Origin of the sequence: Mesorhizobium sp. M0152 (assembly GCF_040322415.1) — a bacterium.
Taxonomy (GTDB): Bacteria; Pseudomonadota; Alphaproteobacteria; order Rhizobiales; family Rhizobiaceae; genus Mesorhizobium.
Map to the genome: position 1 here is coordinate 1 of NZ_JAMYTH010000060.1, position 23,405 is coordinate 23,405.

Consider the following 23,405-nt stretch of genomic DNA (forward strand, 5'->3'; position numbering starts at 1 on the left):
TTTTGTTTTGTCTCTATATCATTATTGTTCAAGTTCACATAAATTAATTCCCACCCGTCGGCGACCCCCCCCCCTGCGTCGTCCGCTCGACACCTCTCCCCCGATCGACGGGGGAGAGGAAGGGCATGCGTTCGCCAAACCAGACTCCCTTCCTCTCCCTCCGGAGGGGGAAGAGGGTGGCGCTGCGAAGCAGCGACGGAGTGGGGGGAAGGCGTCCGACCAAATCGAACCCGGCGTTTCCTCAACTTCAGCTTCGCAGCTGGAGCGCCGATCAGTCCTGGTGCAGGATGAATTCCAGATAGAGATTGCGCTGCAGGATCGAGTGGTTGTCGTCGGAGATCAACGACACCATCAGCGCGCCGTCGTCGCGGGTCCAGACGTCGAGCCCTTCCATATTGTCGATCTGGTAGCCCATGTCGGCCTCCAGCAGCACCGGCCCGTCGGCGACGGCGCCTTTCTCGACGCCTTCGCCATGGATGCGCCGCAGCCGCATCTTGACGCCGCGAGCCATCGAAAAGCTGCGCTCCAGCAAGAGTAGGTCGCCATCCGGCAGGAAGGCGCCGTCGGTGATGTCGAAGTCGCCGTTGCGCTTGACGGTGAACACGCCCTTGTGCGGGCCTTCGATAATGGCGGCATAGATGTTGCCGGCCTTGTCGAGGCTCTTTTCCGAAACCACCACCAGCCCGCCCTGATGCTGGCCTCTGGCATTGGCATGGGTAACGGTTTCGAAGCCGCGATTCTGGCGCAGTTCCCTGGCCGGAATGAGGAAATCCAGCTGCCGGAACGGCGCCTTCATGTCACTCGGATCGACCTTGAACTGGGCGATGCGGTGGCTGCGCTCGAAGCCGACAGTGGCGATGCCATCCTTGACGGCGAGACCTTCGGCATCGACTTCCCATTTCTCGTCGATCGGCTGGCCGGTCTCGTCGACCATCTGCTGCATACTGAAGTTCTGAATGCCGGACGGCCGCCTGTCGGCGTCGCGGACCACCGTGCCGAAAAACCAGAAGCCGGTATCGGCGACGCCAATGAAATCGCTGCCCGCTTTTATAAAGCGGAAGGCCGACAGCGCGCCGAAATCGCGCCTCGGCGAGGTCATTTCCAGCCCGCCGACGAACTCGAGTGGGCCGAACTGCTTGTCGGCGCGGCCGATCTGGAACTGCGTAATCGGACGGGCCGAGATTTCGACCGGTTCGACCGTGGTCGAGCCTGCCAGCGCCGACGCCATGCTGGAAGCCAGGGCGATGGCGGCGAAGAGCGTCTGCCGAAAGCCGCCCGCAGAAAAGGTCATCCGGCGCGCCGCATGCCGCCACGGCGCGTATCGCGCGCGCTTTCCTCGGCAAAAAGCGAGGCCAATTGCTCGGTCATGGCGCCGGCCAGTTCCTCGGCATCGACGATGGTGACGGCGCGCCTGTAATAGCGCGTGACGTCATGGCCGATGCCGATGGCCAGCAGTTCCACCGGCGAGCGCGTCTCGATCAGTTCGATGACGGCGCGCAGATGGCGCTCGAGATAATTGCCCGGATTGACCGACAGGGTCGAATCGTCGACCGGCGCGCCGTCGGAGATCATCATCAGGATCTTGCGCTGTTCCGGCCGCGCGATCAGCCGGTTATGCGCCCACAACAGCGCCTCGCCGTCGATGTTTTCCTTGAGCAAGCCTTCGCGCATCATCAGGCCGAGATTACGCCGTGCCCGCCGCCATGGGTGGTCGGCGGATTTGTAGATGATGTGGCGCAAATCATTGAGCCGGCCGGGATTCGGCGGCTTGCCGTCCTTCAGCCATTTCTCGCGCGCCTGCCCGCCTTTCCAGGCCCTGGTGGTGAAGCCGAGAATCTCGACCGAGACGCCGCAACGCTCCAGCGTGCGCGCCAATATGTCGGCGCAGGTGGCGGCGACCGTAATCGGCCGGCCGCGCATCGAGCCCGAATTGTCGAGCACCAACGTCACCACCGTGTCGCGGAACTTGGTGTCGCGTTCCTGCTTGAAGGAAAGCGGCTGCATCGGGTCGATGACGACGCGCACCAGACGCGCCGGGTCGAGATAGCCCTCTTCCAGGTCGAAATCCCAGGACCGGTTCTGCTGCGCCATCAGTCGGCGCTGCAGCCGGTTGGCAAGCCGCCCGACGACGCCGGACAGATTGGCAAGCTGCTTGTCGAGGAAGGCGCGCAGCCGATCCAGCTCTTCCTCTTCGCAAAGCTCCTCGGCACCGACGGTCTCGTCGAAAGCGGTGGTAAAAACCTTGTAGTCGATTTCCTTCGGCAGATTGGTGAAGGGATTGTCGTTGCGGCGCGCCTCGCCGGGCGTCTCGGCATCCGCGTCGTCTTCGTCGGACAGGTCGTCGGCGGTGGCGTCGGAAGCTTCCGTCTCGGCCGACTGCTCGTCGTCGGCCGACGCCTCGGCGTCCTCGGACTGCGACTGCTCGGAGCCGGAATCGTCATCGCCGCCGTGCTCGCTCTGCTCCTCGCCCTGCGGCTGGTTGTCGTCATTGTCCTCGGAATCTTCCGTCTCCTGGTCGTCGCCGAGTTCCTCGGCCATTTCCATGGAGGCGAGCATTTCGCGCACGACGCGGGCGAAGGCCTGCTGGTCGCCGAGCTTGGCCGACAGGCCGTCGAGATCGGCATGGGCCTTTTCCTCGACCCAGGGGCGCCAGAGCTCGACAAGCCGCTCGCCGCTCTTGGGAATCGGCTGGCCGGTCAGCTTCTCGCGCACCATCAGGGCGAGCGCTTCCTCGATCGGCGCGTCGGCCTTGTCCTTGACGTCGACGAGATTGGCCTTGGCGTATTTGTCCTCCAGCATCGAGCCGATATTGTCGGCGACGCCCTGCATGGCGCGGCTGCCGATCGCTTCGACGCGGGCCTGCTCGACCGCGTCGTAGATGGCGCGGGCCGCCTTGCCTTCCGGCGCCAGCTTGGTGTGGATGCGGACATCGTGGCAGGCGCGCTTGAGCGCCATGGAATCGCCGAGTCCACGGGTGATCGCGATGTCGGTCTTCGAAGCTTTCTTCGGCAGTTCGGGCAGGCGCGCCCGGCTGCCGGCAAGTGCCGGCCGGTCCTTGGCGAAGCCGACTTCCATTTCCTTGTCACCGGCAATGGCGCGCATGCAGACGGTGACGGCGCGCTTGAAGCTGTCGGCTTCAGACCCCGTCTTCGACTTGTTGCGCGTATTGTCGCCCGGACCTGCCATGGAGGCCCTGCTTAGCCCAGCACCACGTTGGCGGCGCTTTCGGGCAAATCTTCGCCAAAGGCGCGCTGGTAGAACTCGGCGACCACCGAGCGTTCCAACTCGTCGCACTTGTTGAGGAAGGTCAGCCGGAACGCCATGCCGATATTGCCGAAGATCTCGGCATTCTCGGCCCAGGTGATGACGGTACGCGGGCTCATCACGGTCGACAGATCGCCATTGATGAAGGCCGAACGGGTCATGTCGGCGACGCGCACCATCTTGTTGACGATGTCTTTGCCCTTGGCATCGCGATAGTGCTTGGCCTTGGCCAGCACGATGTTCACTTCGTTGTCATGGGGCAGGTAATTCAGCGTAGTGACGATCGACCAGCGATCCATCTGCGCCTGGTTGATCTGCTGCGTGCCGTGATAGAGGCCGGTGGTGTCGCCAAGGCCAACCGTGTTGGCGGTCGAGAACAGCCGGAACGCCGGATGCGGGCGGATGACCCGGCTCTGGTCGAGCAGCGTCAGCCGGCCCGACGATTCCAGCACGCGCTGGATGACGAACATCACGTCCGGACGGCCCGCGTCGTATTCGTCGAAGCACAGCGCGACATTGTGCTGGTAGGCCCATGGCAGGATACCGTCGCGGAATTCGGTGATCTGCAACCCTTCCTTGACGACGATCGCGTCCTTGCCCACGAGATCGATACGGCTGACATGGCTGTCGAGGTTGACGCGCACGCAAGGCCAGTTGAGGCGGGCGGCGACCTGTTCGATATGAGTCGACTTGCCGGTGCCGTGATAGCCAGACACCATGACGCGGCGGTTGTAGGCGAAGCCGGCGAGGATCGCCATGGTCGTCGCCTTGTCGAACAGATAGTCCGGATCGATGTCGGGCACATGCTCTGATGTCACCGAATAGGCCGGCACCACCATCTTGGACTCGAAACCGAATTTTTCCTTTACCGACACCGTCGTATCGGGCAGGTTGGCGATGTCGCGATCGACCTTGTTCATATCTCTCAACGTCTCCACGAGCGAAACATGCCGTTTCGCCGGCAATCGATTTTGTCCGGGGGCGGTCTTAAAGCCTTTTCCAACCTTATGAAAGTTGGAAAACGACACGAACCGTGTGGTCGCTCAGCACAGGCCCGCCTGTTTGAGCACGCGATAGGCTTGCAGCACATCGCGGAACCGGTCTTCCGAACCTCTGTCGCCACCATTCGCATCCGGATGATGGCGCTTCACCAGCTCCTTATAGCGCGCCTTGATCTCCTTGCCAGTCGCCTTTGTATCAAGGCCAAGCGTTTCCAGTGCCTTGGCCTCAAGCGGCTTGGCCTTGCGCTCGCGCGCCTCGCGCGGATCCTTCGGCCCCTTGAACAGATCGAACGGGTCTCGCATGCGATTGTAATAACCGGCACGGCCGGAACGCATCTGCGCCATGTCGGGCGACGAACGCGTCGAGGCACCGTTGACGCCCATCTTCCAAGTCGGCCGGTGGCCGGTCATGGCTTCCTTCTGGAAGCGCGCGACCTCGGTGTCCGGCACGCCGGAGAAATAGTTGAAGCCCTTGTTGTACTCGCGCACATGGTCGAAGCAGAAGCGGAAATACTCGCCCTCCTTCATGCGCCCGACCGGCGCGCGATGAGTGCCCGCCTCCTTGCAGCCATCCCACTGACAGATCGGCGAGTGCGACTTCAGCTCCGCGTCCTTGTCGGGGCGGACGCGAATCTTCTCGAAATATTTTGGGTACGGCTTCATCTAACCCATTTATGGGGCGTTCGCAGATGCGAAACAAGAATTGACATTTTCGCGATGATCGCCCTAACCGCTGAATCGCGGCATAAAGCGGGCGAATGGCGGATTTTGTTGTGTGGCAGCGGCCCCCGAGGCTGGTGCGCCAGCAATATGTGGTGCCAGCAATAGATGGTGAAGGGAGACGGCGATGTCCATGCAGGCGATCATCGAAGACAAGCTCAACAAGGCATTTTCGCCGGACCGGCTGGTGGTCATCAACGAGAGCCATCTCCACGCCGGCCATCACCATCACGGTTCCGACCATCACGGCGCCTTTGACGGCAGCGGCGAGACGCATTTTCGCGTCCGCGTCGTCGCTTCGGCTTTTGCCGGCATGAGCCGCGTCGAGCGCCATCGCGCCGTCAACGAATTGCTCGCCGACGAACTGAAGGCTGGCGTGCACGCCCTGGCGATCGAGCCGGCCGCTCCCGGCGAGAATACCCGCTGGTAGGCCCGCCCTTCGCGGCCATCGGATCACCGCTTCGATGAGGAATGGCCCGCGCTGCGACAGCGTGCCGTCCAGAAGCGCGCCGAACCGCTCGCAGGTGTCGGCGCGAGCCGCTAGCTCGTCGGAAGGTTCGGCGATCAGCCGACGGTCGATTTCAGAAACGCCAGCGCGGCGGCGGTCAGCGCGTCGCCATCCTCGCCGAAATCGCGATTGATCGACATATGCGTGTAGGCGCTGCCGTCGAACAGTACGACTTCGGTGCCGGTGGCGCGCAGGCGCTCGGCAAAGGCCTTCGAGTCCGCGCCTCGCCCCGGCGCCCGCGAATAGGCGATGAAGGTCGGCGGATGTTTGCGGCCGTCGACATAGCTGGCCGGCGAAAGTGCGGCCCATTGCGAGCGATCGGAAAAAGCCCGGGCATAGGCGCGGACCATGCCGCCATTTTTTGCAAGGGACGCAAGATCATAGGCTCTGGTGTCGTCGAGGATGAGCGCCGCGACACGAGGCAATCCGCCGCGCATGCCGGTCAAGGCAATCAGATGGCAGCCTGCCGAATGGCCCATGCCGACGATGCGGTTGGGGTCGCCACCATGTTGGGCGATGTTGGCGCGCACATAGGCATAGGCCTTTTCCACGTCCCCGGCCTGGGTGGCGACGTCGGCTTCGGGCAGCATGCGATAATCGATGGAGACGAAACAGAAGCCGTTGGCGAGCAGGAAGGCAGGCTTGGCATCCACCTGGCTGCGTTTGCCGAGCCGCCACGCACCGCCATGCACGAAGAAGACCACCGGCAGTCCGTCCGCGCCTTCGGGCGCATAGATGTCGAGCTTGGCAGGCCCGTAATCGAAGCTCCGGGGAACCGGTTGCCGGCCCCGAAGCGCTACGGTTCCCGAAGGCAACAGCGCCGTCATAGACGCCAAGAGCAGGGTTCGCCTGCCGATCATCTTTCTCTCCTGACCGCCCCGGGGCAAAAGTGCACGCAGAGCATAGCGAGCGTCCACTCAAGGGTTGGAAACAAGGCAGGAACTTGGCCAATTCGTCGAAATACGCGGGGCTGACAACCGGTCGCCCATGAGGAATGTGGAACATTTCTCTGATCTGGCAGTTGATTGTCCGCACCGTTCCACAGAGGTCCCAAGACTTTGCGGAACGAACCGATTGTCAGATCGAGCAGCCATTGGCCTCGGCCGGCGCTCCCCGAATGGTTGACCACAATGAAGATGATATCTCGAGTTCCAGCCGAGCATCCCGGCAGGTGCGCAGGCGGTTTGCAGCCTCGCAGACCTTCGGCACGCAGGCTCCGTCGAGCTCTGTTACCGGCGATCGCAGTGGCCGTGTTCCTTTCGGATCCAGTTGCTGCGCACCAGTCTCCGAAGGGTTGGCAATACGACAGCTCTTGCTGCTCGGGAATGGACTGCTATCAGGCGCCCACATCGGATGTGAAAGAAACAAAATACGGCTACCAGCTCTCGACCGGCGAACTCATTCCCTACAGCGATAGCCGGATCAAACGGTCTCGTGACGAGTTCTTTCACGAATGCAAGCCCGGCGGCGATGCGAACTCGCAGCATTCATTCTGCCTCTACGTTCCCGACCACGGCATGTAGGTGCAGAAATGAGTCAACGCGCCCTTCAAAATCTGCTCGCCGTCACCAAGTGAATCCTTGGGCGAGCATCCGGCCGCCTGTCTGACAACCTCAACGCCGATTGTGGATCCTCTCCTTCATGTGAAGGGAACCACAATGCTTTCCGGCAGTTGATTACACGATGAGCCGACTGGCAGCCAGAACGGCTCGGAGGACGAGAGTACCATGCCAGAGAACCAGTCCGACGTCTTCAATCTGTTTTCAGAGATCTACACGAGCGCCGCGCAGGAGGAGATCAGTCTTCAGCAATATCTCCTTTCCTGCCGTGAGGACAAATCGATGTATGCCTCGGCGCCAGAACGAATGGTCGAGGCGATCGGCGAGCCGAACCTTGTCGACACCAGCAAGGATGAGCGCCTCGGCCGCATTTTCTCCAACCGGACCGTCAAGGTGTACCCCTCCTTTGCCGATTTCTATGGCATGGAGGATACGATCGAGCGCATCGCGGGCTATTTTCGCTACGCTTCCCAGGGGCTCGAGGAGCGCAAGCAGATCCTCTATCTCCTCGGCCCGGTCGGCGGCGGCAAATCCTCCCTTGCCGAACGGCTGAAGAAATTGATGGAGCAGCGCCCGATCTACACACTGAAGGTCGGCAACCAGATCAGCCCGGTTTTCGAATCGCCGCTCGGACTTTTCCATCCCGATCGCATGGGCGACCTGCTGGAGGACAGATACGGCATAGCCCGACGCCGGCTGAACGGGCTTATCTCGCCATGGGCGGCCAAGCGCCTGGACGAACTATCCGGCGACATTTCCAAGTTCAGCGTGGTGAAGCTGATGCCTTCGCGACTTCGCCAGATAGCTATCGCCAAGACCGAGCCCGGCGATGAGAACAACCAGGACGTCTCGGCCCTGGTCGGCAAGGTCGATATCAGGCAGCTGGAAAATTTCAGCCAGTCCGACCCGGATGCCTATTCCTATAGCGGTGGACTGAACCGAACCACCCAGGGCCTGCTCGAATTCGTCGAAATGTTCAAGGCGCCCATCAAGGTCCTGCATCCGCTGCTGACCGCGACCCAGGAAGGCAGCTACAACGGCACCGAAAATTTCGGCGCCTTTCCCTATCAGGGAATCATAGTGGCCCATTCCAACGAATCGGAATGGCAGCAGTTCAAGAACAACAAGAACAACGAAGCCTTCCTCGACCGGATCCTCGTGGTCAAGGTGCCGTACTGCCTGCGGATTACCGAAGAGAGGCAGATCTACGGAAAGCTGCTGCGGGAGAGTGAATTGGCCAACAGCCCCTGCGCCCCCGAGGTGCTGGATATTCTCAGCCGGTTCACCGTATCGACCCGCCTGGCCGAGCACGACAATTCGCCGCTCTACACCAAGATGCGCGCCTATGACGGCGAGAACCTGAAGGATGTCGATCCCAGAGCAAGGTCCGTTCAGGAATATCGCGATGCCGCCGGCGTCGACGAGGGCATGTCCGGCGTCAGCACGCGCTTTGCCTTCAAGATCCTGTCGCAGACCTTCAACTATGACACCGAAGAGGTGGCTGCCGACCCCGTCCACCTGATGTACATCCTGGAGGAAGCAATCAAGCGCGAACAGTTTCCGAAGGAGACGGAAGCCGCCTACCTGGAGTTCATCAAGTCCGAACTTGCGGCGCGGTATGCCGAGTTCATCGGCCATGAGATCCAGAAGGCCTACCTGGAATCGTACAGCGAATACGGCCAGAATCTTTTCGACCGCTACATCGCATATGCCGATGCCTGGATCGAGGACCAGGACTACAAGGATCCCGACACCGGCCAGATCCTCAACCGCGAGGTTTTGGACAACGAACTGTCGCAGGTCGAAAAACCGGCGGGCATCGCCAATCCCAAGGACTTCCGCAACGAGGTGGTGAAGTTCACGCTTCGCGCCCGCGCCAGGAATCACGGCCGCAACCCGTCATGGACGAGCTATGAAAAGCTGCGCGAAGTGATCGAGAAGCGGATGTTCGGACAGGTCGAGGACCTCCTGCCGGTGATCAGCTTCGGTTCCAAGCAGGACAGCGTCACCGAAAAACGTCACAACGAATTCGTGCAGCGGATGATCGAGCGCGGCTACACCGAGCGGCAGGTGCATCGTCTCGTGGACTGGTACATGCGGGTGAACAAGGCGGGTTGAGAGAACCCGGATGGTCCCATGCCGATCTTCATCGACCGTCGCCTGAATCCAAAGGACAAGAGCCTCGGCAATCGCCAGCGCTTCCTCAGGCGTGCGCGCGAAGAACTGAAGCGGAGCATACGCGATCAGATCCGCACCGGCAGGATCGCCGATGCGGATGCCGAGCACGCCGTGCCGATGCCCGAAAGAAGAACGGCCGAGCCGAGTTTCAACAATGCCAGGAACAGCGGCAGGCGCCAGTACATCCTGCCGGGCAACAAGCATTTCTCCCCGGGTGACCTGATTCCCAAACCCGGCCAGGGCGGCGGCGCGGGGGCCTCCTCGCCGGGAAACACGGCATCCGAGGACGACTTTCGTTTCGTGCTGTCACGCGAAGAGGTGCTCGATCTTTTTTTCGAGGATCTCGAACTCCCGGACATGGTCAAGCTCAACCTCAAGGAGATACTGGCCTTCAAGCCACGCCGGGCCGGCTTCGCGGCCACTGGGTCACCGACCAACATCAACGTTGGGCGCACGATGCGCAACAGTCATGGCCGACGCATTGCGCTGAGGCGCCCCAAGCAGGAGGAGTTGGACGCGATCCTCAGGGAAATCGTCGCGCTTGAGTCGGCGCCGTCCAGTGTTGCGACACGGCAACGCATCGCGGCATTGCGCGAGGAGCTTCACCGGCTGGAGCGGCGGCGCAAGCGAATTGCCTATGTCGACCCGGTCGACATCCGATTCAACCGCTTCGACCCCCAGCCGGTGCCGAACGCCAACGCGGTGATGTTCTGTCTTATGGATGTGTCCGGTTCCATGGGCGAGCGCGAAAAGGATCTGGCTAAGCGCTTCTTCGTTCTGCTGCACCTGTTCTTGAAACGGCGCTATGAGCGCATCGAGATCGTCTTTATCCGCCACACCCACGAGGCGCAGGAGGTCGACGAGGAGACATTCTTCTACTGCACGCAAAGCGGCGGTACCGTCGTTTCCACCGCGCTCGAGGAGATGCATCGCATCATCAGGCAGCGATATCCGCCCAGCGAGTGGAATATCTATGCCGCCCAGGCATCCGACGGAGACAATTTCGTCACCGATTCCGAGCGCTGCATAGCCCTGCTCGACGATCAGCTGATGCGGCTGTGCCAGTATTTCGCCTATGTCGAGATCATCGACAAGCGCGAAGCGCATATTTTCGGCACGACCGAAAACGGAACGTCGCTATGGCGCGCCTATAGCGCAATCGACCAGAAATGGCCGAACTTCCAGATGAGCCGCATCGCCACACCCGCCGATATCTACCCGGTCTTTCGCCAGCTCTTCGGCAGGCAGCCGGCTCTCCTCAAAAGCGCGTGAGGGGTGCCGATGGCCAGACATGCCGGTCTGCTTTTTTCCGGGTCCGACTGGGATTTCAAGAAATTGTCGCGAGCCCATGAGGCGATCGAGGCGATCGCGGTCGAAGAGCTTCATCTCGACACCTATCCCGTGCAGATGGAGATCATCTCCTCCCAGCAGATGCTCGACGCATACTCGTCGGTCGGCATGCCACTGATGTACCGTCACTGGTCCTTCGGCAAACATTTCCTCCACCAGGACCTGCTGTATCGCAAAGGCGGGCGGGGACTTGCCTATGAGCTGGTCATCAATTCCAATCCCTGCATCGTCTATCTGATGGAGGAAAACACCATGGCCCTGCAGGCCTTGGTGACAGCCCATGCCGCGCTTGGGCACAATCATTTCTTCAAGAACAATCACCTGTTCAAGCAATGGACGGACGCGGGGGCGATTCTCAGCTACCTGGAGTTTGCCAAGGGCTACATTGCCCGTTGCGAGGAGCGGCACGGCCTCGCCGCCGTCGAGGCTGTTCTCGATTCCGCACACGCGCTGATGGAGCAAGGCGTGTTCCGCTATCGTCGCCCGCCGAAGCTGTCGTCCGAGCGCCAGCGCGAAGGCCTTCGCGAGCGTCTCGAATATGAAGAGCGCTCCTACAATGATTTGTGGCGCACGCTGCCGCCTTCGCGGCAACGAACCAACGACAAGGACGAAGATCCGGAGTGGAAGAAATCGCTAAATCTGCCCGAGGAGAACCTGCTCTATTTCCTGGAAAAGAACAGCCTGGTTCTTGAGCCCTGGCAGCGCGAGGTCATCAGGATCGTTCGTGTCATAGCTCAATATTTCTATCCGCAACGGCAAACGCAGGTGATGAACGAAGGCTGCGCCACTTTCGTGCACTACACGCTGATGAACATGCTGTTCGACCGCGGCCTGATCAGCGAAGGCGCCATGTTCGAAATCCTGCGCAACCATTCCAACGTGATCTTCCAGCCGGCGTTCGACGATCCGCGCTTTTCCGGCATCAACCCCTACGCTCTCGGCCTCGACATGATGCAGGACATCCAGCGCATCTCGACCGATCCGACGGCCGAGGACCGGGACTGGTTTCCCGAGATCGCCGGCCACGGCAACTGGCTCGAGGTCCTGCTCGACGCTTGGGCGGACCATCGCGACGAGTCCTTTATCCGCCAGTATCTCAGTCCGGCCTTGATCCGGAAATGGCGGCTTTTCGCGGTCGGCGACGCGGCCGACCAGCCGCATTGCGAGGTCGCTTCGATCCACAACGAGCGCGGCTACGAAAAGATACGCACCGCGCTCGCCGACAGTTACGACGTCGGCGCCAACCGGCCGGACATCCAGGTGGTCGATGTCGATCTGCTCGGCGACAGGCATTTGCGGCTGCAGCACAAGGTGAATGACGGCATCCTTCTCGAGGATGCCGGCCGCGATGCAACGCTTCGTCACATCCGCAGGCTTTGGGGCTATGAGGTCAGCCTGGCGTCCGTCGATGCGCAGACCGGCGCGACGATCCACGAACGCTCGACCAGCCAGATCCCGGAATGACGCAGCGCGGCCCGGAGCGATTCTGGGCCGAAAGCCGTTTCACAGTTTCCTGGATCAGGCATCGCCGGCAGGCCTGATCCTCAACCTTGCGATCCGGTTCTTGTCGCGCTTCATCACGGTAAAGCGCTTGCCGTGGAAGGTGAAGGCCTGCTTCTCGTCGGGGATCGACTGCGTCTCGTGAATGACGAGACCGGCGATGGTGGTTGCCTCCTCGTCCGGCAGGTTCCAGTCCAGCGCCCGGTTCAGGTCACGGATCGGCACCGTGCCGTCGACGACGACAGAGCCGTCTGCCTCCTGCTTGACACCCTGAATGTCGATATCGTGCTCGTCGGCGATTTCGCCGACGATTTCCTCGATGATGTCCTCAAGCGTCACCAGCCCTTCGACCTCGCCATATTCGTCGACGACGACGGCGAAATGCGCCTTGCGGCGCAGGAAGGCATTGAGCTGTTCCTGCAAGGTCGTGGTGTCCGGCACGAACCAGGGTCTCGAAGCGATCTTCATGACGTCGATCCTGGAGAAATCATTGCCGACTTCGTTCAACGCGCGCAGCAGGTCCTTGGCGTGCAGCACGCCGACAATGTTGTCGAGCGAGCCCTTCCACAGCGGCATGCGCGTGTGCGGGCTCTGCAGGATTTCGCGCACCACTGCTTCAGGCGCGTTGTCGGCATTGACCGAGCGCATGTTTGTGCGGTGGACCATGACGTCGGAGACTTCGAGCTCTTCAAGGTCGAACAGGCCGCCGACACGGTCGCGATCCTCGCGCACCACCTGGCCGTCGCGGCGGAAATCATCGACCGCGCCACGCAATTCGTCCTGGCTCGAGCGCTGCGGCTCGATGCGCGTCAGCTCATAGCCGAAAGCGGCAAGCAGGCGCGTGCGCAGGGCGACGGCCAGCAGGACGAGGACGGCAAGAGCAGCGGCGACGATCCAGCCCGGCTCGTTCATCCCGGACGGCCTTGTTGCCGGCCCGGACGGCCTTTTTCCCGGCCCGGATGGCTTCCTCGCTGATCCGGATGGCTCTCCCCGAGGAACGACAACACTTCCGACGCCGGCACGTCCTTGGCGATGAAGGCCTGGCCGATGCCGCGCGTCAGGATGAAGGTCAGCGCACCGCGCGACACCTTCTTGTCCTGGGTGATGAATGAAAGCAGCGCCTCCGCATCGGGCAATTCGCCCGGAATGTCGGCCATGCGCCAGGGCAGACCGACGGCGCGCAGATGCGCCTCGACGCGCGCCGCGTCGTCGGGGCTCGCCAGGTTGAGCCGAGACGAGAACCGATGCGCCAGCGCCATGCCGATGGCGACCCCCTCGCCATGGACGAGACGGGTTCCGTCATACTGGGTGGCGGCTTCCAGCGCATGGCCGAACGTGTGGCCGAGATTGAGCAGCGCACGGTCGCCGGTCTCGAATTCATCGCGGGCGACCACGTCGGCCTTGGCGCGGCAAGCCTCGGCGATCGCCTCGGCCCTCTCCGGTCCACCGGCGAACACCTTGGCCCAGTTCGCTTCCAGCCAGGCGAAGAATTCCGGCCGGTCGATCAGCCCGTATTTGGCGAGTTCGGCGTAACCGGCGCGGAATTCGCGGATCGGCAGCGTGTCGAGCACTCCGGTGTCGGCCAGCACAAGCCTCGGCTGATGGAAGACGCCGACAAGGTTCTTGCCACGCGCGCTGTTGATGCCGGTCTTGCCGCCGACGGAGGAATCGACCTGCGCCAGCAGCGAGGTCGGGATCTGCACGAAATTCATGCCGCGCCGCACGATGCCGGCGGCAAAGCCGGCGAGATCGCCGATGACGCCGCCGCCGAAGGCGACGACGACGTCGCCGCGCTCCAGCCTGGCGGCGAGTATGCCGTCCACCACCTCTTCGAGACGGGAAAAGCTCTTGGTCTTCTCGCCGGGCGGCAGAGTGATCACGGCTGGCTGGATGCCGCCCTTTTCGAGACCGGCCTTCAGCGCATCGAGATGCGCCGCGGCGACATTGTCGTCGGTGATGACGGCTGCGCGCGTGCCAGGCAGGCGACGCGAAATCTCGGCACCCGCGCGGGATAACAACCCTGAACCGATCAGTATGTCGTAGGTCCGCTCGCCAAGCCCGACTTCGACGGTGACCGGCTGATTCCCGCTCACGATTCGACCTCGCCCGTCGCGGTAATCTCGTCGATGCCGAAATGCCGGCACAGCGCTTCCACCACCTCGGCCGCAATGACCTCCTTGCGGTCGTCGCGGGTCGGCACGGTGACATCCGCGGTCGCGTAGACCGGATAGCGCTCGCTCATCAGCCGCTCCAGCACAGCCTTGGGTTGGGCGCTTTTCAACAGCGGCCGGTTCTGCTTCTTCGAAACGCGCTCCATCAGAAGGTCGAGTTCGGCCTTGAGCCAGACCGACACGCCATGCGCGGCGATGGCCTCGCGCGTCTGCGGGTTCATGAAGGCGCCGCCGCCGGTGGACAGCACCTGCGGGCCATTCTCCAGGACACGCAGGATGACGCGCTGCTCGAGCGCCCTGAACTCGGTCTCGCCATAGCGCTCGAACAACTCCGGGACGGTCATGCGCGAGACGCTTTCGATTTCCTGGTCGCTGTCTATGAAGGGCAGCGCCAGCATTGTCGACACCTTGCGGCCGATCGCCGTCTTGCCAGCGCCCATAAGCCCGACAAAGACGATGGAACGGCTGCCCAGCCGGCCAAGCAGCGCGGCGTGGATCTCGCCTGGAGCATTTGCAGGGTGCGCGTTCATCGGATCATGACGTTTCTGGGGCCATCTTTGCCGGCGTATCGACATGAAAAGCCCGTTTGCGTCAAGCGTGGCGAGCGGTCCGAGGCTGATATCGGGCTGAGGCCGCCTGCATCAGAAGCTGCTGACAGGCCTCAGCTTCTTGCTTGAATTGGCCGGATTGGCGTCCCATAAGGGCACAGGGTTTGGAAACGCAGAACATCAAGACGGGCGAAAATTGATGCCGACACTGTTTCGCTTTGTCGTGACGCTCGCGATTCTGGCCGGCATTGCCTATGGTACGATGTTCGCGCTGGTGATGTTCGTCGAGCCGAAAAAGGCGGAAATGAGCGTGCGCATCCCCCCGGAAAAGCTGAACCCAAAGAAGAACTGACTTCAAAGCAGAAACTGACCCCGACGGAAATGAACAACGCCGCCCGCATCGAAGCCTTCCTGGAAATGATGAGCGCTGAACGGGGGGCTGCCGAGAACACGCTTTCCTCCTATCGCCGCGACCTCGAAGACGCGTCGAACGAGATCGATGGCGGGCTCGCCGGCGCGGCCGCCGCCTCTATCCGCGCCTACCTCGACGAAATCGCCGCGCGCGGCTTCGCTCCGACATCTCAGGCACGCAAACTGTCGGCCATCCGTCAGTTCTTCAAATTCCTCTACGCCGAGGGGCTGCGCGGCGATGACCCGACCGGCACGCTGGACAGCCCGAAAAAGGGCCGCCCGCTGCCCAAGACCATGAGCGAGGCGGACACCGGCCGGCTCATCGACCGCGCCGCACAAGAGGCTGGCGACCCTGCCCACGGTGACAGGCTGGCGGCATTGCGCCTGCATGCGCTGGTCGAGGTGCTCTACGCGACGGGTCTGCGCGTCTCCGAACTGGTCGGCCTGCCGGTGACGGTAGCGCAGCGTGACGACCGCTTCTTCATGGTGCGCGGCAAGGGCGACAAGGAGCGCATGGTACCGCTGTCGGCCAAGGCGCGCGCGGCAATGCGCAGCTGGCTTGCCGCACGCGCCACGGTCCCGGCCTTCGCCGACAGCCCGTTCCTGTTTCCGGCCGCGTCCGACAGCGGCTATCTCTCGCGCCAGGTCTTTGCGCGCGACCTCAAGGGGCTGGCGGCGCGGGCCGGCATCGCCTCGGCGAAGATATCGCCGCATGTGCTGCGCCATGCTTTCGCCAGCCATCTCCTGCAGAATGGCGCCGACCTCAGGGCCGTGCAGCAATTGCTCGGTCATGCCGATATATCGACGACACAGATTTACACCCATGTGCTGGAGGAGCGGCTCTTGCGGCTGGTCAACGATCATCATCCGCTTGCCGACTAGGCCTCATATCGCTATGTGAGGACGACATTTCACCGCCCGGAGCCTTGGATTCAACGGTTCCGCAGTCATTGCCTTCCGACGCATCGGTCCGCCCACGCATGTACAATTACCTCGATTTCGAAAAGCCGGTGCAGGATCTCGAACTCAAGATCCTTGAGCTCAAGAAGCTTGCCGAGAATGGCGAGGCGGTCGATGTCGCCGACGAGATCAGCAGGCTGGAGAAGCGCTCGCGCGATGCGCTGCGCGATCTCTACAAGGCCCTCACTCCATGGCAGAAGGTGCAAGTGGCGCGCCACTCCGACAGGCCGCACTGCGTCGACTACATCAAGGGACTGTTCAGCGACTTCACGCCGCTCGCCGGCGACCGCAATTTCGGCGAGGACCAGGCCATCGTCGGCGGCTTCGCCCGTTTCCGCGGCGAGCCGGTGGCGATCATCGGCCAGGAGAAGGGCTCGGACACGACCAGCCGCCTGAAGCACAATTTCGGTTCGGTTCGCCCCGAAGGTTACCGCAAGGCGGTGCGGCTGATGGAGCTTGCCGATCGTTTCAAGATTCCGCTCCTGACCCTGGTCGACACGGCCGGCGCCTATCCCGGCGTCGGCGCCGAGGAGCGCGGCCAGGCCGAAGCCATCGCCCGCTCGACCTCGGCCTGCCTGTCGCTCCAGGTCCCGTCGATTTCGGTGGTCATCGGCGAAGGCGGTTCGGGCGGCGCCATCGCGATCGCCACCGCCAACCGCGTCTACATGCTTGAACACTCTATCTATTCGGTGATTTCGCCGGAGGGCGCCGCCTCGATCCTATGGCGCGACACGACGCGATCGAAGGACGCGGCGACCAACATGAAGATCACGGCGCAGGACCTTCTGGAACTGAAGATCATCGATGCGATCATCCCCGAGCCGATCGGCGGCGCCCAGCGTGCGCCCGAAACGGTGATTGCCGCAACCGGCGACCTCATCGCCAAGACGATGAAGGACTTTGCCGGCGCGAACGTCGATTTCCGCGAACAGCGCCGCGAGAAATACCTGGCGATGGGCCGCAGTCTCTGATCTCCCTGACGGCTGGATAAGGCAATCGGAAAGCCTTGCCCGCGACAATGTGGCGGCTATGAGCAATTTCGCCACAAAAATGCCGCCGGATTCGGTTCAATGAAATTGCCGAAGGGTTGGGAAATTGCCGCGACGGGTTGGCCGAGGCTTGCGGTAAGGAATTTTCAAGGTTAACGGGCTTACGGTCCGTAGGTGTTCAGCATGCGGGCTCGGCATTTCGAAGCCATCGGCCCGAGAAAAAAGACATAGCCGTATCCCATGTTTGCCAAGCTTGCCCGCACCGGAATCCTGATCGCCTCGATAGTCGTCGCTGGCTGCAACGACTCGTCGATGAAGGACTTTGCCCCGGAGGCCAACAAGCCGCTGCCGGACAAGATCCTGGCCGACATGAGGGCCAAGGGCATGGTCCGCACCTCGTCGGTAATGGCGCGCATCTTCAAGGAAGAGGGCAAGCTCGAAATCTGGAAGGCCAAGACCAACGGCCGCTATGACATGGTGGCGAGCTACGATATCTGCAAATGGTCGGGCAAGCTCGGGCCGAAATACACCGAAGGCGACCGCCAGGCACCGGAAGGCTTCTACACGGTGCGCCCGGCGCAGATGAATCCACGCTCGAACTATCATCTGTCCTTCAACATCGGCTATCCCAACGCCTATGACCGCGCCAACGGCCGCACCGGCTCCAACCTGATGGTTCACGGTGCCTGTTCGTCGTCGGGCTGCTATTCGATGACCGACGCACAGATCGAGCAGATCTATGCCTTCGGCCGCGACGCCTTCCAGGGCGGCCAGACCGAATTCCAGATCCAGGCCTTTCCGTTCCGCATGACCGCCGCCAATATGGCGCGCTACCGCAACGATCCGAATTACGAATTCTGGAAGATGCTGAAGGTCGGCTACGACAATTTCGAGATCACCAAGGTGCCGCCGAAGGTCGATGTCTGCGAGAAGCGCTATGTCTTCAACCAGGTCGCTCCCGAAGGAACGAGTTTCAACCCGACTGGCGCCTGCCCTGCAACGACGCAGCCGGATTCGCTGAAGAGCGCCTACGGCTCCTACATGAGCACCTACGACGCGGCGTTCAACGGCGCGGTCAAGGCCAGCGTGCCTCCGCCCAAGCCTACCATCGCCGGCATCAAGGAAGCCAGCATCGTCTCCGACTGGTCCAAGCGCCGTGCGCGCGGCGAGCGCGTGCCGATCGACCCGCCGTCGCTCAATACCGACGGCTCGGTTTCCGAGACGGCGCGCATGGGCCGCATCGATTCGCCGGCCGGCCGCAAGATGGCGGCACTTGATGCCGAAAAGGCCGCCAAGCAGAAGGCCGAGGAACAGAGGCTGGCTGCCATAGAGGCTGCCAAGCAAGCCAAGGAAGCAGCCAAGGCGCAGGCGCTGGCCGAAAAGGAAGCGGCCAAGGCCGCCAAGGAGGCACCCGTCGCCACCGCCACCATCGCCGCCCCGACAGAAGCGGCGCCCGTGCCTGAAACGCAGGCGGCAAGCGCCGACGAGAGCCGGGTCACCAAGCTGAAGAACAAGCTGCTCGGCATGTTCGGCGGCTGAGGTTTTCGCCTTGGCCAAGCGTGCGAGCGTCTACGATCTGAAAGGGCTGAACTGCCCCTTACCCGTGCTCAAGGCGAAAAAGCGCCTTGCCGGAATGCAGCCAGGCAGCCGGCTCTGGCTCGAGACCACCGACCCGCTGGCCGTCATCGACATTCCGGCCTTCTGCTCGGATGCCGGCCATCAATTGGTCGAAACCGCAGCGGTTTCGGGCGGCCATCGTTTTCTGGTCGAGCGCGGCGGGACCGCCTGATTCGGGAACGCCTATCGCCCGGCAATCGCCAGCGGGTTGTTTTCCAGCGCCGCGCGGTCGGGCGTGTCGATCGACGGCCGGTTGGTGAAGGCGGCGAACAGCCGGCGCACATAGTCCTCTGGCATATCGAGCGTGATCAGCACCAGGCGCGTGCCGCGCTGGCCGTCGGGCCAGGCCGGCAATCGTACCGGCGGATGCAGGGTCTTCTGCACGCCATGCACCACCAGGGGCCGCGACGGGTCCTCCTGCAATTCGATGACGCCCTTCATGCGCAGCAGGCGCTCGCCATGCGTCGAACGCAGAAGGTCGAGAAACATCTCGATCGCTGAAAACGGCACCGCCCCGTCATGAACGAGCGAATAGGAGCGCACGCGCTGGTCGTGCCGATGGCCGTGACCATGACCATGCTCATGGTCATGCTCATGGTCATGGTCATTATCGTGGTGATGGTCATGCTCGGCCTCCTCGCCTAGCCAGCGCCGCACGTCGGCGGATTTGGTGGCGGGATTGTAGAGGCCGCAGTCGAACAACGCCGCCGTGCCCGTATCGGCGACTTCGCGCAGCTCGGCGCCCGGATTGATTTGCCGCAGCCGCGCCGACAGCGTTTCCAGGTCACTGGGATCGGTGACCAGGTCAGCCTTGCTCAGCACGATGCGGTCGGCGACGGCGACCTGCTTGACCGCTTCGACATGGGCATCGAGCGTGGCATCGCCGTTGACCGCGTCGACCAGCGTGATGACGCCGTCGAGCCGGAAAGCCTGGACCAGCGCCGGATGCGCCATGATCGATTGCAGCACGGGCGCGGGATCGGCAAGGCCCGTGGTCTCGACGATGACGCGGGCAAGGCGTGCGATGCGGCCGGTCTGCAGGCGGTCGACAAGGTCGGCCAGCGTGTCGACCAGTTCGCCGCGCACCGTGCAGCACAGGCAGCCGTCGGAAAGCTGGATGATGCCGTCGGACGCCTGCTCGACCAGCAGGTGATCGATCGCCACCTCGCCATATTCGTTGATGATGACCGCCGTGTCGGCCAGCGCCGGATCCTTCAGGAGCCGGTTGAGCAAAGTCGTCTTGCCGGCGCCGAGAAAGCCGGTCAGCACCGATACGGGAATGGGAAAGCCGCTCATCGGGCTAGTTCGCCGCCTTGGCCGGCTGGTCGCCCTGCACGGCGGAACCGGCAATCACGGGGCCTGCTCCGGCCGGCGCCGGCCGGTCGGGCCGCCAGGTCGGGATCGGCACGTCGGCGTATTCCTGGCCGCCCTGGTCGAGCATCGCCTTGGGCGCCGGACCCGTGGCGCCGCCGAGTCCGACAGCCACCAGCGTCGGCACATGGTCGAGTTTTTCCTGATAGGGCGATTTCGGTTTGTCCTTGGCGGTGGCCGCAGGCGCCTCGGACTGCTCTTCCGGCTTCTTCTTCTTGCAGATCTCGTCATGCATGTCGTTGGGTGAGGCAGTGTCGCCGTAGGGCGCCAGCGTGGCGACGGTGGCCGCGCCGGCGGCGGGCGTGTCAAAGCCCTGGTCGAGCAGTTTCGCCGCCATCTCGGCGCGCGTGATTGCCGATTTCTCGCCAAGCACCACCGCGACCAGGGTGCGTCCGTTGCGCGTCGCCGAGCCGATCATGTTGAACCCCGAGGAGCAGACGAACCCCGTCTTCATGCCGTCGGCCCCGGGATAGCGGCCGATCAGCAGATTATAGTTCGAGATCGCCTTCTTGCCGACCGCGAGCCCCTCGATCGAGAACCACGACGCATATTGTGGAAATTCCCGGCGGATCGCCACCACCAGCACGGCAAGGTCGCGCGCGGTCGTGTACTGGTCCGGCGAATAGAGCCCGTTCGGATTGACGAAATGGGTACCGTTCATGCCGAGCCGGGCCGCCTCGGCATTCATCCGCTCGGCGAAGGCCGCCTGCGAGCCGCCTACATTCTCGGCGACGGCCATGGCGATGTCGTTGGCCGATTTGACCAGCATCATCTTGAGCGCATTGTCGAGCCGCATGACCGAACCGGGCTTGAACCCCATCTTGCTCGGCGGCTCGCCCGCGGCGTGTTTCGTCACCTTGATCGGCGAATCGAGCTGGACCTCTCCGGCCGCGATCGCGCGGAAGGTCACATAAGCGGTCATCAGCTTGCTCAGCGACGCCGGATACCAGCGCTTGAACGCGTCCTGATGCTGCAGGATCTTGCCGCTGTTCAGGTCGAACAGAACCACCGGATTGGCCAGCGCCGGGCCGGCCAGGGACGACAGGACGATTGCGCCGGCCGAGAATAGTTTGAGGAAATGCCTGTGCCGCATGATCTATTCCGAAATCGCCTCTTGCCCTGATTGCCTCTGGCTCCGTAAGGTTTCGCTACGCGACCGCCAGCATGATGGGTCCGACCCTCAAAACCCGGACCGCATTGTTGCGGTGCTATTTACCCTATGTGACGTCAACATGGCAAAGTGCCCGGCAATCACAATTACACCAGGCTGAACCGGCTGCTCCAACAACGAAATGGAACCATCATGCCAATCCTGAACCGTGCCGCCGAAATGCAGGACGAGGTTGCCGGCTGGCGCCAGCATCTGCACCAGACGCCAGAGCTGAACTTCGACGTGTTCAAGACCGCCGCCTTCGTCACCGAGAAGCTGAAGGCCTTCGGTTGCGACGACGTGGTGACCGGCCTCGGCAAAACCGGCGTCGTCGGCATCATCCGCGGCCGCCAGGGCGAAGGCGCCACAATCGGCCTGCGCGCCGACATGGACGCGCTGCCGCTGAACGAGATTACCGGCAAGCCCTACGCCTCGACCGTTCCGGGCAAGATGCATGCCTGCGGTCATGACGGCCACACGGCGATGCTTTTGGGCGCCGCGAAATACCTCGCCGAAACACGCAATTTCGCCGGCTCGGTGGCGGTGATCTTCCAGCCTGCGGAGGAAGGCGGCGGCGGCGGCAACGAAATGGTCAAGGACGGCATGATGGAGCGCTTCGGCATCTCCAAGGTCTTCGGCATGCACAACATGCCGGGCCTGCCGGTCGGACAGTTCGCCATCCGGCCCGGCCCGATCATGGCGGCGACGGCCGAGTTCACCATCACCGTTAAGGGCAAGGGCGGCCATGCGGCAATGCCGCACGGCACGATCGACCCGATCGTCATCACCAGCCAGCTTGTTGGAGCCCTGCAGACGATCGCCTCGCGCAGCACCGATCCGGTCGAGGCCGTGGTGGTGTCGGTGACAAAGTTCCATGCCGGCGATGCCTATAACATCATTCCGGAAACGGCCGAGATCGCCGGCACGGTGCGCACCTTGCGCAAGGAAATCGCAAAAAAATCCGAAGAGCGCATCCGCTCGATCTGCGACGGGCTGGCGACCGCGTTCGGTGCCAAGATCGAGGTCGACTACCAGGCAAATTACCCCGTCACCTTCAACCACGCGGAAGAGACGGTGTTTGCCAGCGATATCGCGGCAAACGTCGCCGGCGACGCGCATGTGCATCGCGGCATCCAGCCGGTGATGGGCGGCGAGGATTTCTCCTATATGCTGGAAGCCCGCCCCGGCGCCTTCATCTTCATCGGCAATGGCGACACTGCCGGCCTGCACAATCCCGCGTATGATTTCAACGACGAGGCCATTCCGCACGGCATGAGCTATTGGGTGAAGCTGGCGGAGACCGCGCTGGCCGCCTGACGCCTGCCGTTAAGAGGCCGGCCGATTTGCATTCGCTCGGCCTCTTGGCGAAACGATCCGAAGCGGCTATGTGTCGGGCCGCGTGGTCCCGTAGCTCAGTAGGATAGAGCGGCAGATTCCTAATCTGTAGGTCACAGGTTCGATTCCTGTCGGGATCACCAATTAAATCAAATAGATGCGGGATCGCCGCCGTGCTTTTTTGTCAATCGGTACGGCAAAGTTCGTACTGAGAGTCAGCAACCAAGCCCAAGGACGTATTTGAAGAAGCGTTTCACATTCGCGTCTTTCACTCACGAATCGCCAGACTACGAATCTGGGGGGCAGGAGTTCGAATCTTTTCGGGCGCACCATTTCATCGATTGAAATTGCTGCATTTTCGGCCACGCCAACGCCACCGCACCGGCTTGGATTCCAGAATTCAGCCGGTGTTGGAAGAACGGACATTCCTTCGAACCATATCGCAGCATGGCGAATGGTGGCCCTCTGTTCTCCTCTTGGTCAGCACACTACCACGATCAGATTCGCACGAACTGGCTGGCTACCAGGTACAGGCTTGAGGCAGCGGGTGTTGATGTTGTCGGCTTCCCGACGCAAAACCTAGACTAAATCCGGCCGCGCAGGCTGCACGCCTACGGGAAGTGCGACACAGTCTCGCCCTGCCGACGAGCCTGCATTATGCAGCAATCTCTCCCGCGAGAAGCCTTAACCCGGATATCTCACACAGTTGAAGTGCATCGGGGCTCCGAATCAAGGAAAATGCTTCTGCGACAAAGACTTACCTTGAGCAGAGG

Annotated in this window: 21 protein-coding genes and 1 tRNA gene; 12 read left to right on the forward strand and 10 right to left on the reverse strand. The window is 62.4% G+C overall.

The window, feature by feature from the left end; all coding sequences use genetic code 11:
* Positions 1-271: 271 nt before the first annotated feature.
* The 4 genes from NKJ26_RS31035 to NKJ26_RS31050 form a co-directional block, all read right to left on the reverse strand.
* Entirely contained in the window at positions 272-1,291 is a 1,020-nt protein-coding gene (locus NKJ26_RS31035; RefSeq protein WP_352699465.1) for an esterase-like activity of phytase family protein, read from the reverse strand.
* The gene (gene cobT / locus NKJ26_RS31040; RefSeq protein WP_352699467.1) at positions 1,288-3,186 is read right to left on the reverse strand and encodes a cobaltochelatase subunit CobT; all 1,899 of its coding nucleotides are present in this window, start codon (positions 3,184-3,186) and stop codon (positions 1,288-1,290) included. Before cobT ends, NKJ26_RS31035 begins: the two co-directional genes overlap by 4 nt.
* Before the next feature lie 11 nt (positions 3,187-3,197).
* The gene (gene cobS / locus NKJ26_RS31045) at positions 3,198-4,184 is read right to left on the reverse strand and encodes a cobaltochelatase subunit CobS (protein ID WP_027023330.1); all 987 of its coding nucleotides are present in this window, start codon (positions 4,182-4,184) and stop codon (positions 3,198-3,200) included.
* A 123-nt stretch (positions 4,185-4,307) separates the two neighbouring features.
* Positions 4,308-4,928 carry a J domain-containing protein gene (locus NKJ26_RS31050; protein WP_027023331.1) on the reverse strand — a complete coding sequence of 207 codons (621 nt, stop codon included), beginning with the start codon at positions 4,926-4,928 and terminating at the stop codon, positions 4,308-4,310.
* Positions 4,929-5,112: 184 nt separating this feature from the next.
* Between NKJ26_RS31050 and NKJ26_RS31055 the strand changes: the two genes are divergently transcribed.
* Positions 5,113-5,415, forward strand: a complete 303-nt coding sequence (locus NKJ26_RS31055; protein WP_352699469.1) for a BolA family protein — start codon at positions 5,113-5,115, stop codon at positions 5,413-5,415.
* 134 nt (positions 5,416-5,549) lie between these two features.
* Here the strand turns inward: NKJ26_RS31055 and NKJ26_RS31060 are convergent, their stop codons facing one another.
* Positions 5,550-6,353 carry an alpha/beta hydrolase gene (locus NKJ26_RS31060; protein ID WP_352699471.1) on the reverse strand — a complete coding sequence of 268 codons (804 nt, stop codon included), beginning with the start codon at positions 6,351-6,353 and terminating at the stop codon, positions 5,550-5,552.
* A gap of 384 nt (positions 6,354-6,737) precedes the next feature.
* Here NKJ26_RS31060 and NKJ26_RS31065 point away from each other — a divergent pair, with 384 nt between their 5' ends.
* The 4 genes from NKJ26_RS31065 to NKJ26_RS31080 all read left to right on the forward strand — a co-directional run bounded on the left by NKJ26_RS31065 (position 6,738) and on the right by NKJ26_RS31080 (position 12,044).
* Positions 6,738-7,016, forward strand: a complete 279-nt coding sequence (locus NKJ26_RS31065; RefSeq protein ID WP_352699473.1) for a hypothetical protein — start codon at positions 6,738-6,740, stop codon at positions 7,014-7,016.
* Between the two features lie 204 nt (positions 7,017-7,220).
* Entirely contained in the window at positions 7,221-9,170 is a 1,950-nt protein-coding gene (locus tag NKJ26_RS31070; protein ID WP_352604630.1) for a PrkA family serine protein kinase, read from the forward strand.
* Between the two features lie 18 nt (positions 9,171-9,188).
* Complete coding sequence (locus tag NKJ26_RS31075; RefSeq protein WP_352699475.1) at positions 9,189-10,502, forward strand: YeaH/YhbH family protein; 1,314 nt, start codon at positions 9,189-9,191, stop codon at positions 10,500-10,502.
* Between the two features lie 9 nt (positions 10,503-10,511).
* Positions 10,512-12,044 carry a SpoVR family protein gene (locus NKJ26_RS31080; RefSeq protein WP_352699477.1) on the forward strand — a complete coding sequence of 511 codons (1,533 nt, stop codon included), beginning with the start codon at positions 10,512-10,514 and terminating at the stop codon, positions 12,042-12,044.
* 54 nt (positions 12,045-12,098) lie between these two features.
* Here the strand turns inward: NKJ26_RS31080 and NKJ26_RS31085 are convergent, their stop codons facing one another.
* Genes NKJ26_RS31085 through NKJ26_RS31095 form a run of 3 tightly spaced genes read right to left on the reverse strand, consistent with a single transcriptional unit; the run spans position 12,099 to position 14,781 of the window.
* Positions 12,099-12,992, reverse strand: a complete 894-nt coding sequence (locus NKJ26_RS31085; RefSeq protein WP_352604624.1) for an HlyC/CorC family transporter — start codon at positions 12,990-12,992, stop codon at positions 12,099-12,101.
* Positions 12,989-14,173, reverse strand: a complete 1,185-nt coding sequence (aroB, locus tag NKJ26_RS31090) for a 3-dehydroquinate synthase (protein WP_352699480.1) — start codon at positions 14,171-14,173, stop codon at positions 12,989-12,991. The genes NKJ26_RS31085 and aroB overlap by 4 nt, the downstream gene beginning before the upstream one ends.
* The gene (locus tag NKJ26_RS31095) at positions 14,170-14,781 is read right to left on the reverse strand and encodes a shikimate kinase (protein ID WP_352699482.1); all 612 of its coding nucleotides are present in this window, start codon (positions 14,779-14,781) and stop codon (positions 14,170-14,172) included. Before NKJ26_RS31095 ends, aroB begins: the two co-directional genes overlap by 4 nt.
* Positions 14,782-14,998: 217 nt before the next feature.
* On the opposite strand from NKJ26_RS31095, the gene NKJ26_RS31100 reads away from it, so the two are divergent.
* From NKJ26_RS31100 to NKJ26_RS31120, 5 genes are all read left to right on the forward strand, one after another.
* Positions 14,999-15,151, forward strand: coding sequence for a hypothetical protein (locus NKJ26_RS31100; RefSeq protein WP_015315495.1), 153 nt, complete (start codon positions 14,999-15,001; stop codon positions 15,149-15,151).
* Between the two features lie 29 nt (positions 15,152-15,180).
* Positions 15,181-16,092 (forward strand): site-specific tyrosine recombinase XerD, encoded by a 912-nt coding sequence (locus NKJ26_RS31105; RefSeq protein ID WP_352699484.1) that lies wholly within the window; start codon positions 15,181-15,183, stop codon positions 16,090-16,092.
* A gap of 98 nt (positions 16,093-16,190) precedes the next feature.
* Complete coding sequence (locus NKJ26_RS31110; RefSeq protein WP_352604616.1) at positions 16,191-17,141, forward strand: acetyl-CoA carboxylase carboxyltransferase subunit alpha; 951 nt, start codon at positions 16,191-16,193, stop codon at positions 17,139-17,141.
* A gap of 258 nt (positions 17,142-17,399) precedes the next feature.
* Positions 17,400-18,698 (forward strand): L,D-transpeptidase family protein, encoded by a 1,299-nt coding sequence (locus NKJ26_RS31115; protein WP_352699486.1) that lies wholly within the window; start codon positions 17,400-17,402, stop codon positions 18,696-18,698.
* A 10-nt stretch (positions 18,699-18,708) separates the two neighbouring features.
* A complete protein-coding gene (locus NKJ26_RS31120) occupies positions 18,709-18,948 on the forward strand; it encodes a sulfurtransferase TusA family protein (RefSeq protein WP_027023343.1) in 240 nt (79 codons plus the stop codon).
* 11 nt (positions 18,949-18,959) lie between these two features.
* Here NKJ26_RS31120 and NKJ26_RS31125 read toward each other — a convergent pair whose 3' ends face one another.
* Positions 18,960-20,072, reverse strand: a complete 1,113-nt coding sequence (locus NKJ26_RS31125; RefSeq protein WP_352699488.1) for a CobW family GTP-binding protein — start codon at positions 20,070-20,072, stop codon at positions 18,960-18,962.
* Between the two features lie 4 nt (positions 20,073-20,076).
* Positions 20,077-21,240, reverse strand: a complete 1,164-nt coding sequence (locus NKJ26_RS31130) for a D-alanyl-D-alanine carboxypeptidase family protein (protein ID WP_352699490.1) — start codon at positions 21,238-21,240, stop codon at positions 20,077-20,079.
* A gap of 210 nt (positions 21,241-21,450) precedes the next feature.
* Here NKJ26_RS31130 and NKJ26_RS31135 point away from each other — a divergent pair, with 210 nt between their 5' ends.
* Both NKJ26_RS31135 and NKJ26_RS31140 read left to right on the forward strand, forming a co-directional pair.
* Positions 21,451-22,614, forward strand: coding sequence for a M20 aminoacylase family protein (locus NKJ26_RS31135; RefSeq protein ID WP_352699492.1), 1,164 nt, complete (start codon positions 21,451-21,453; stop codon positions 22,612-22,614).
* Positions 22,615-22,698: 84 nt separating this feature from the next.
* Positions 22,699-22,775: transfer RNA gene (locus NKJ26_RS31140), tRNA-Arg, on the forward strand.
* The last annotated feature ends 630 nt before the right edge of the window (positions 22,776-23,405 follow it).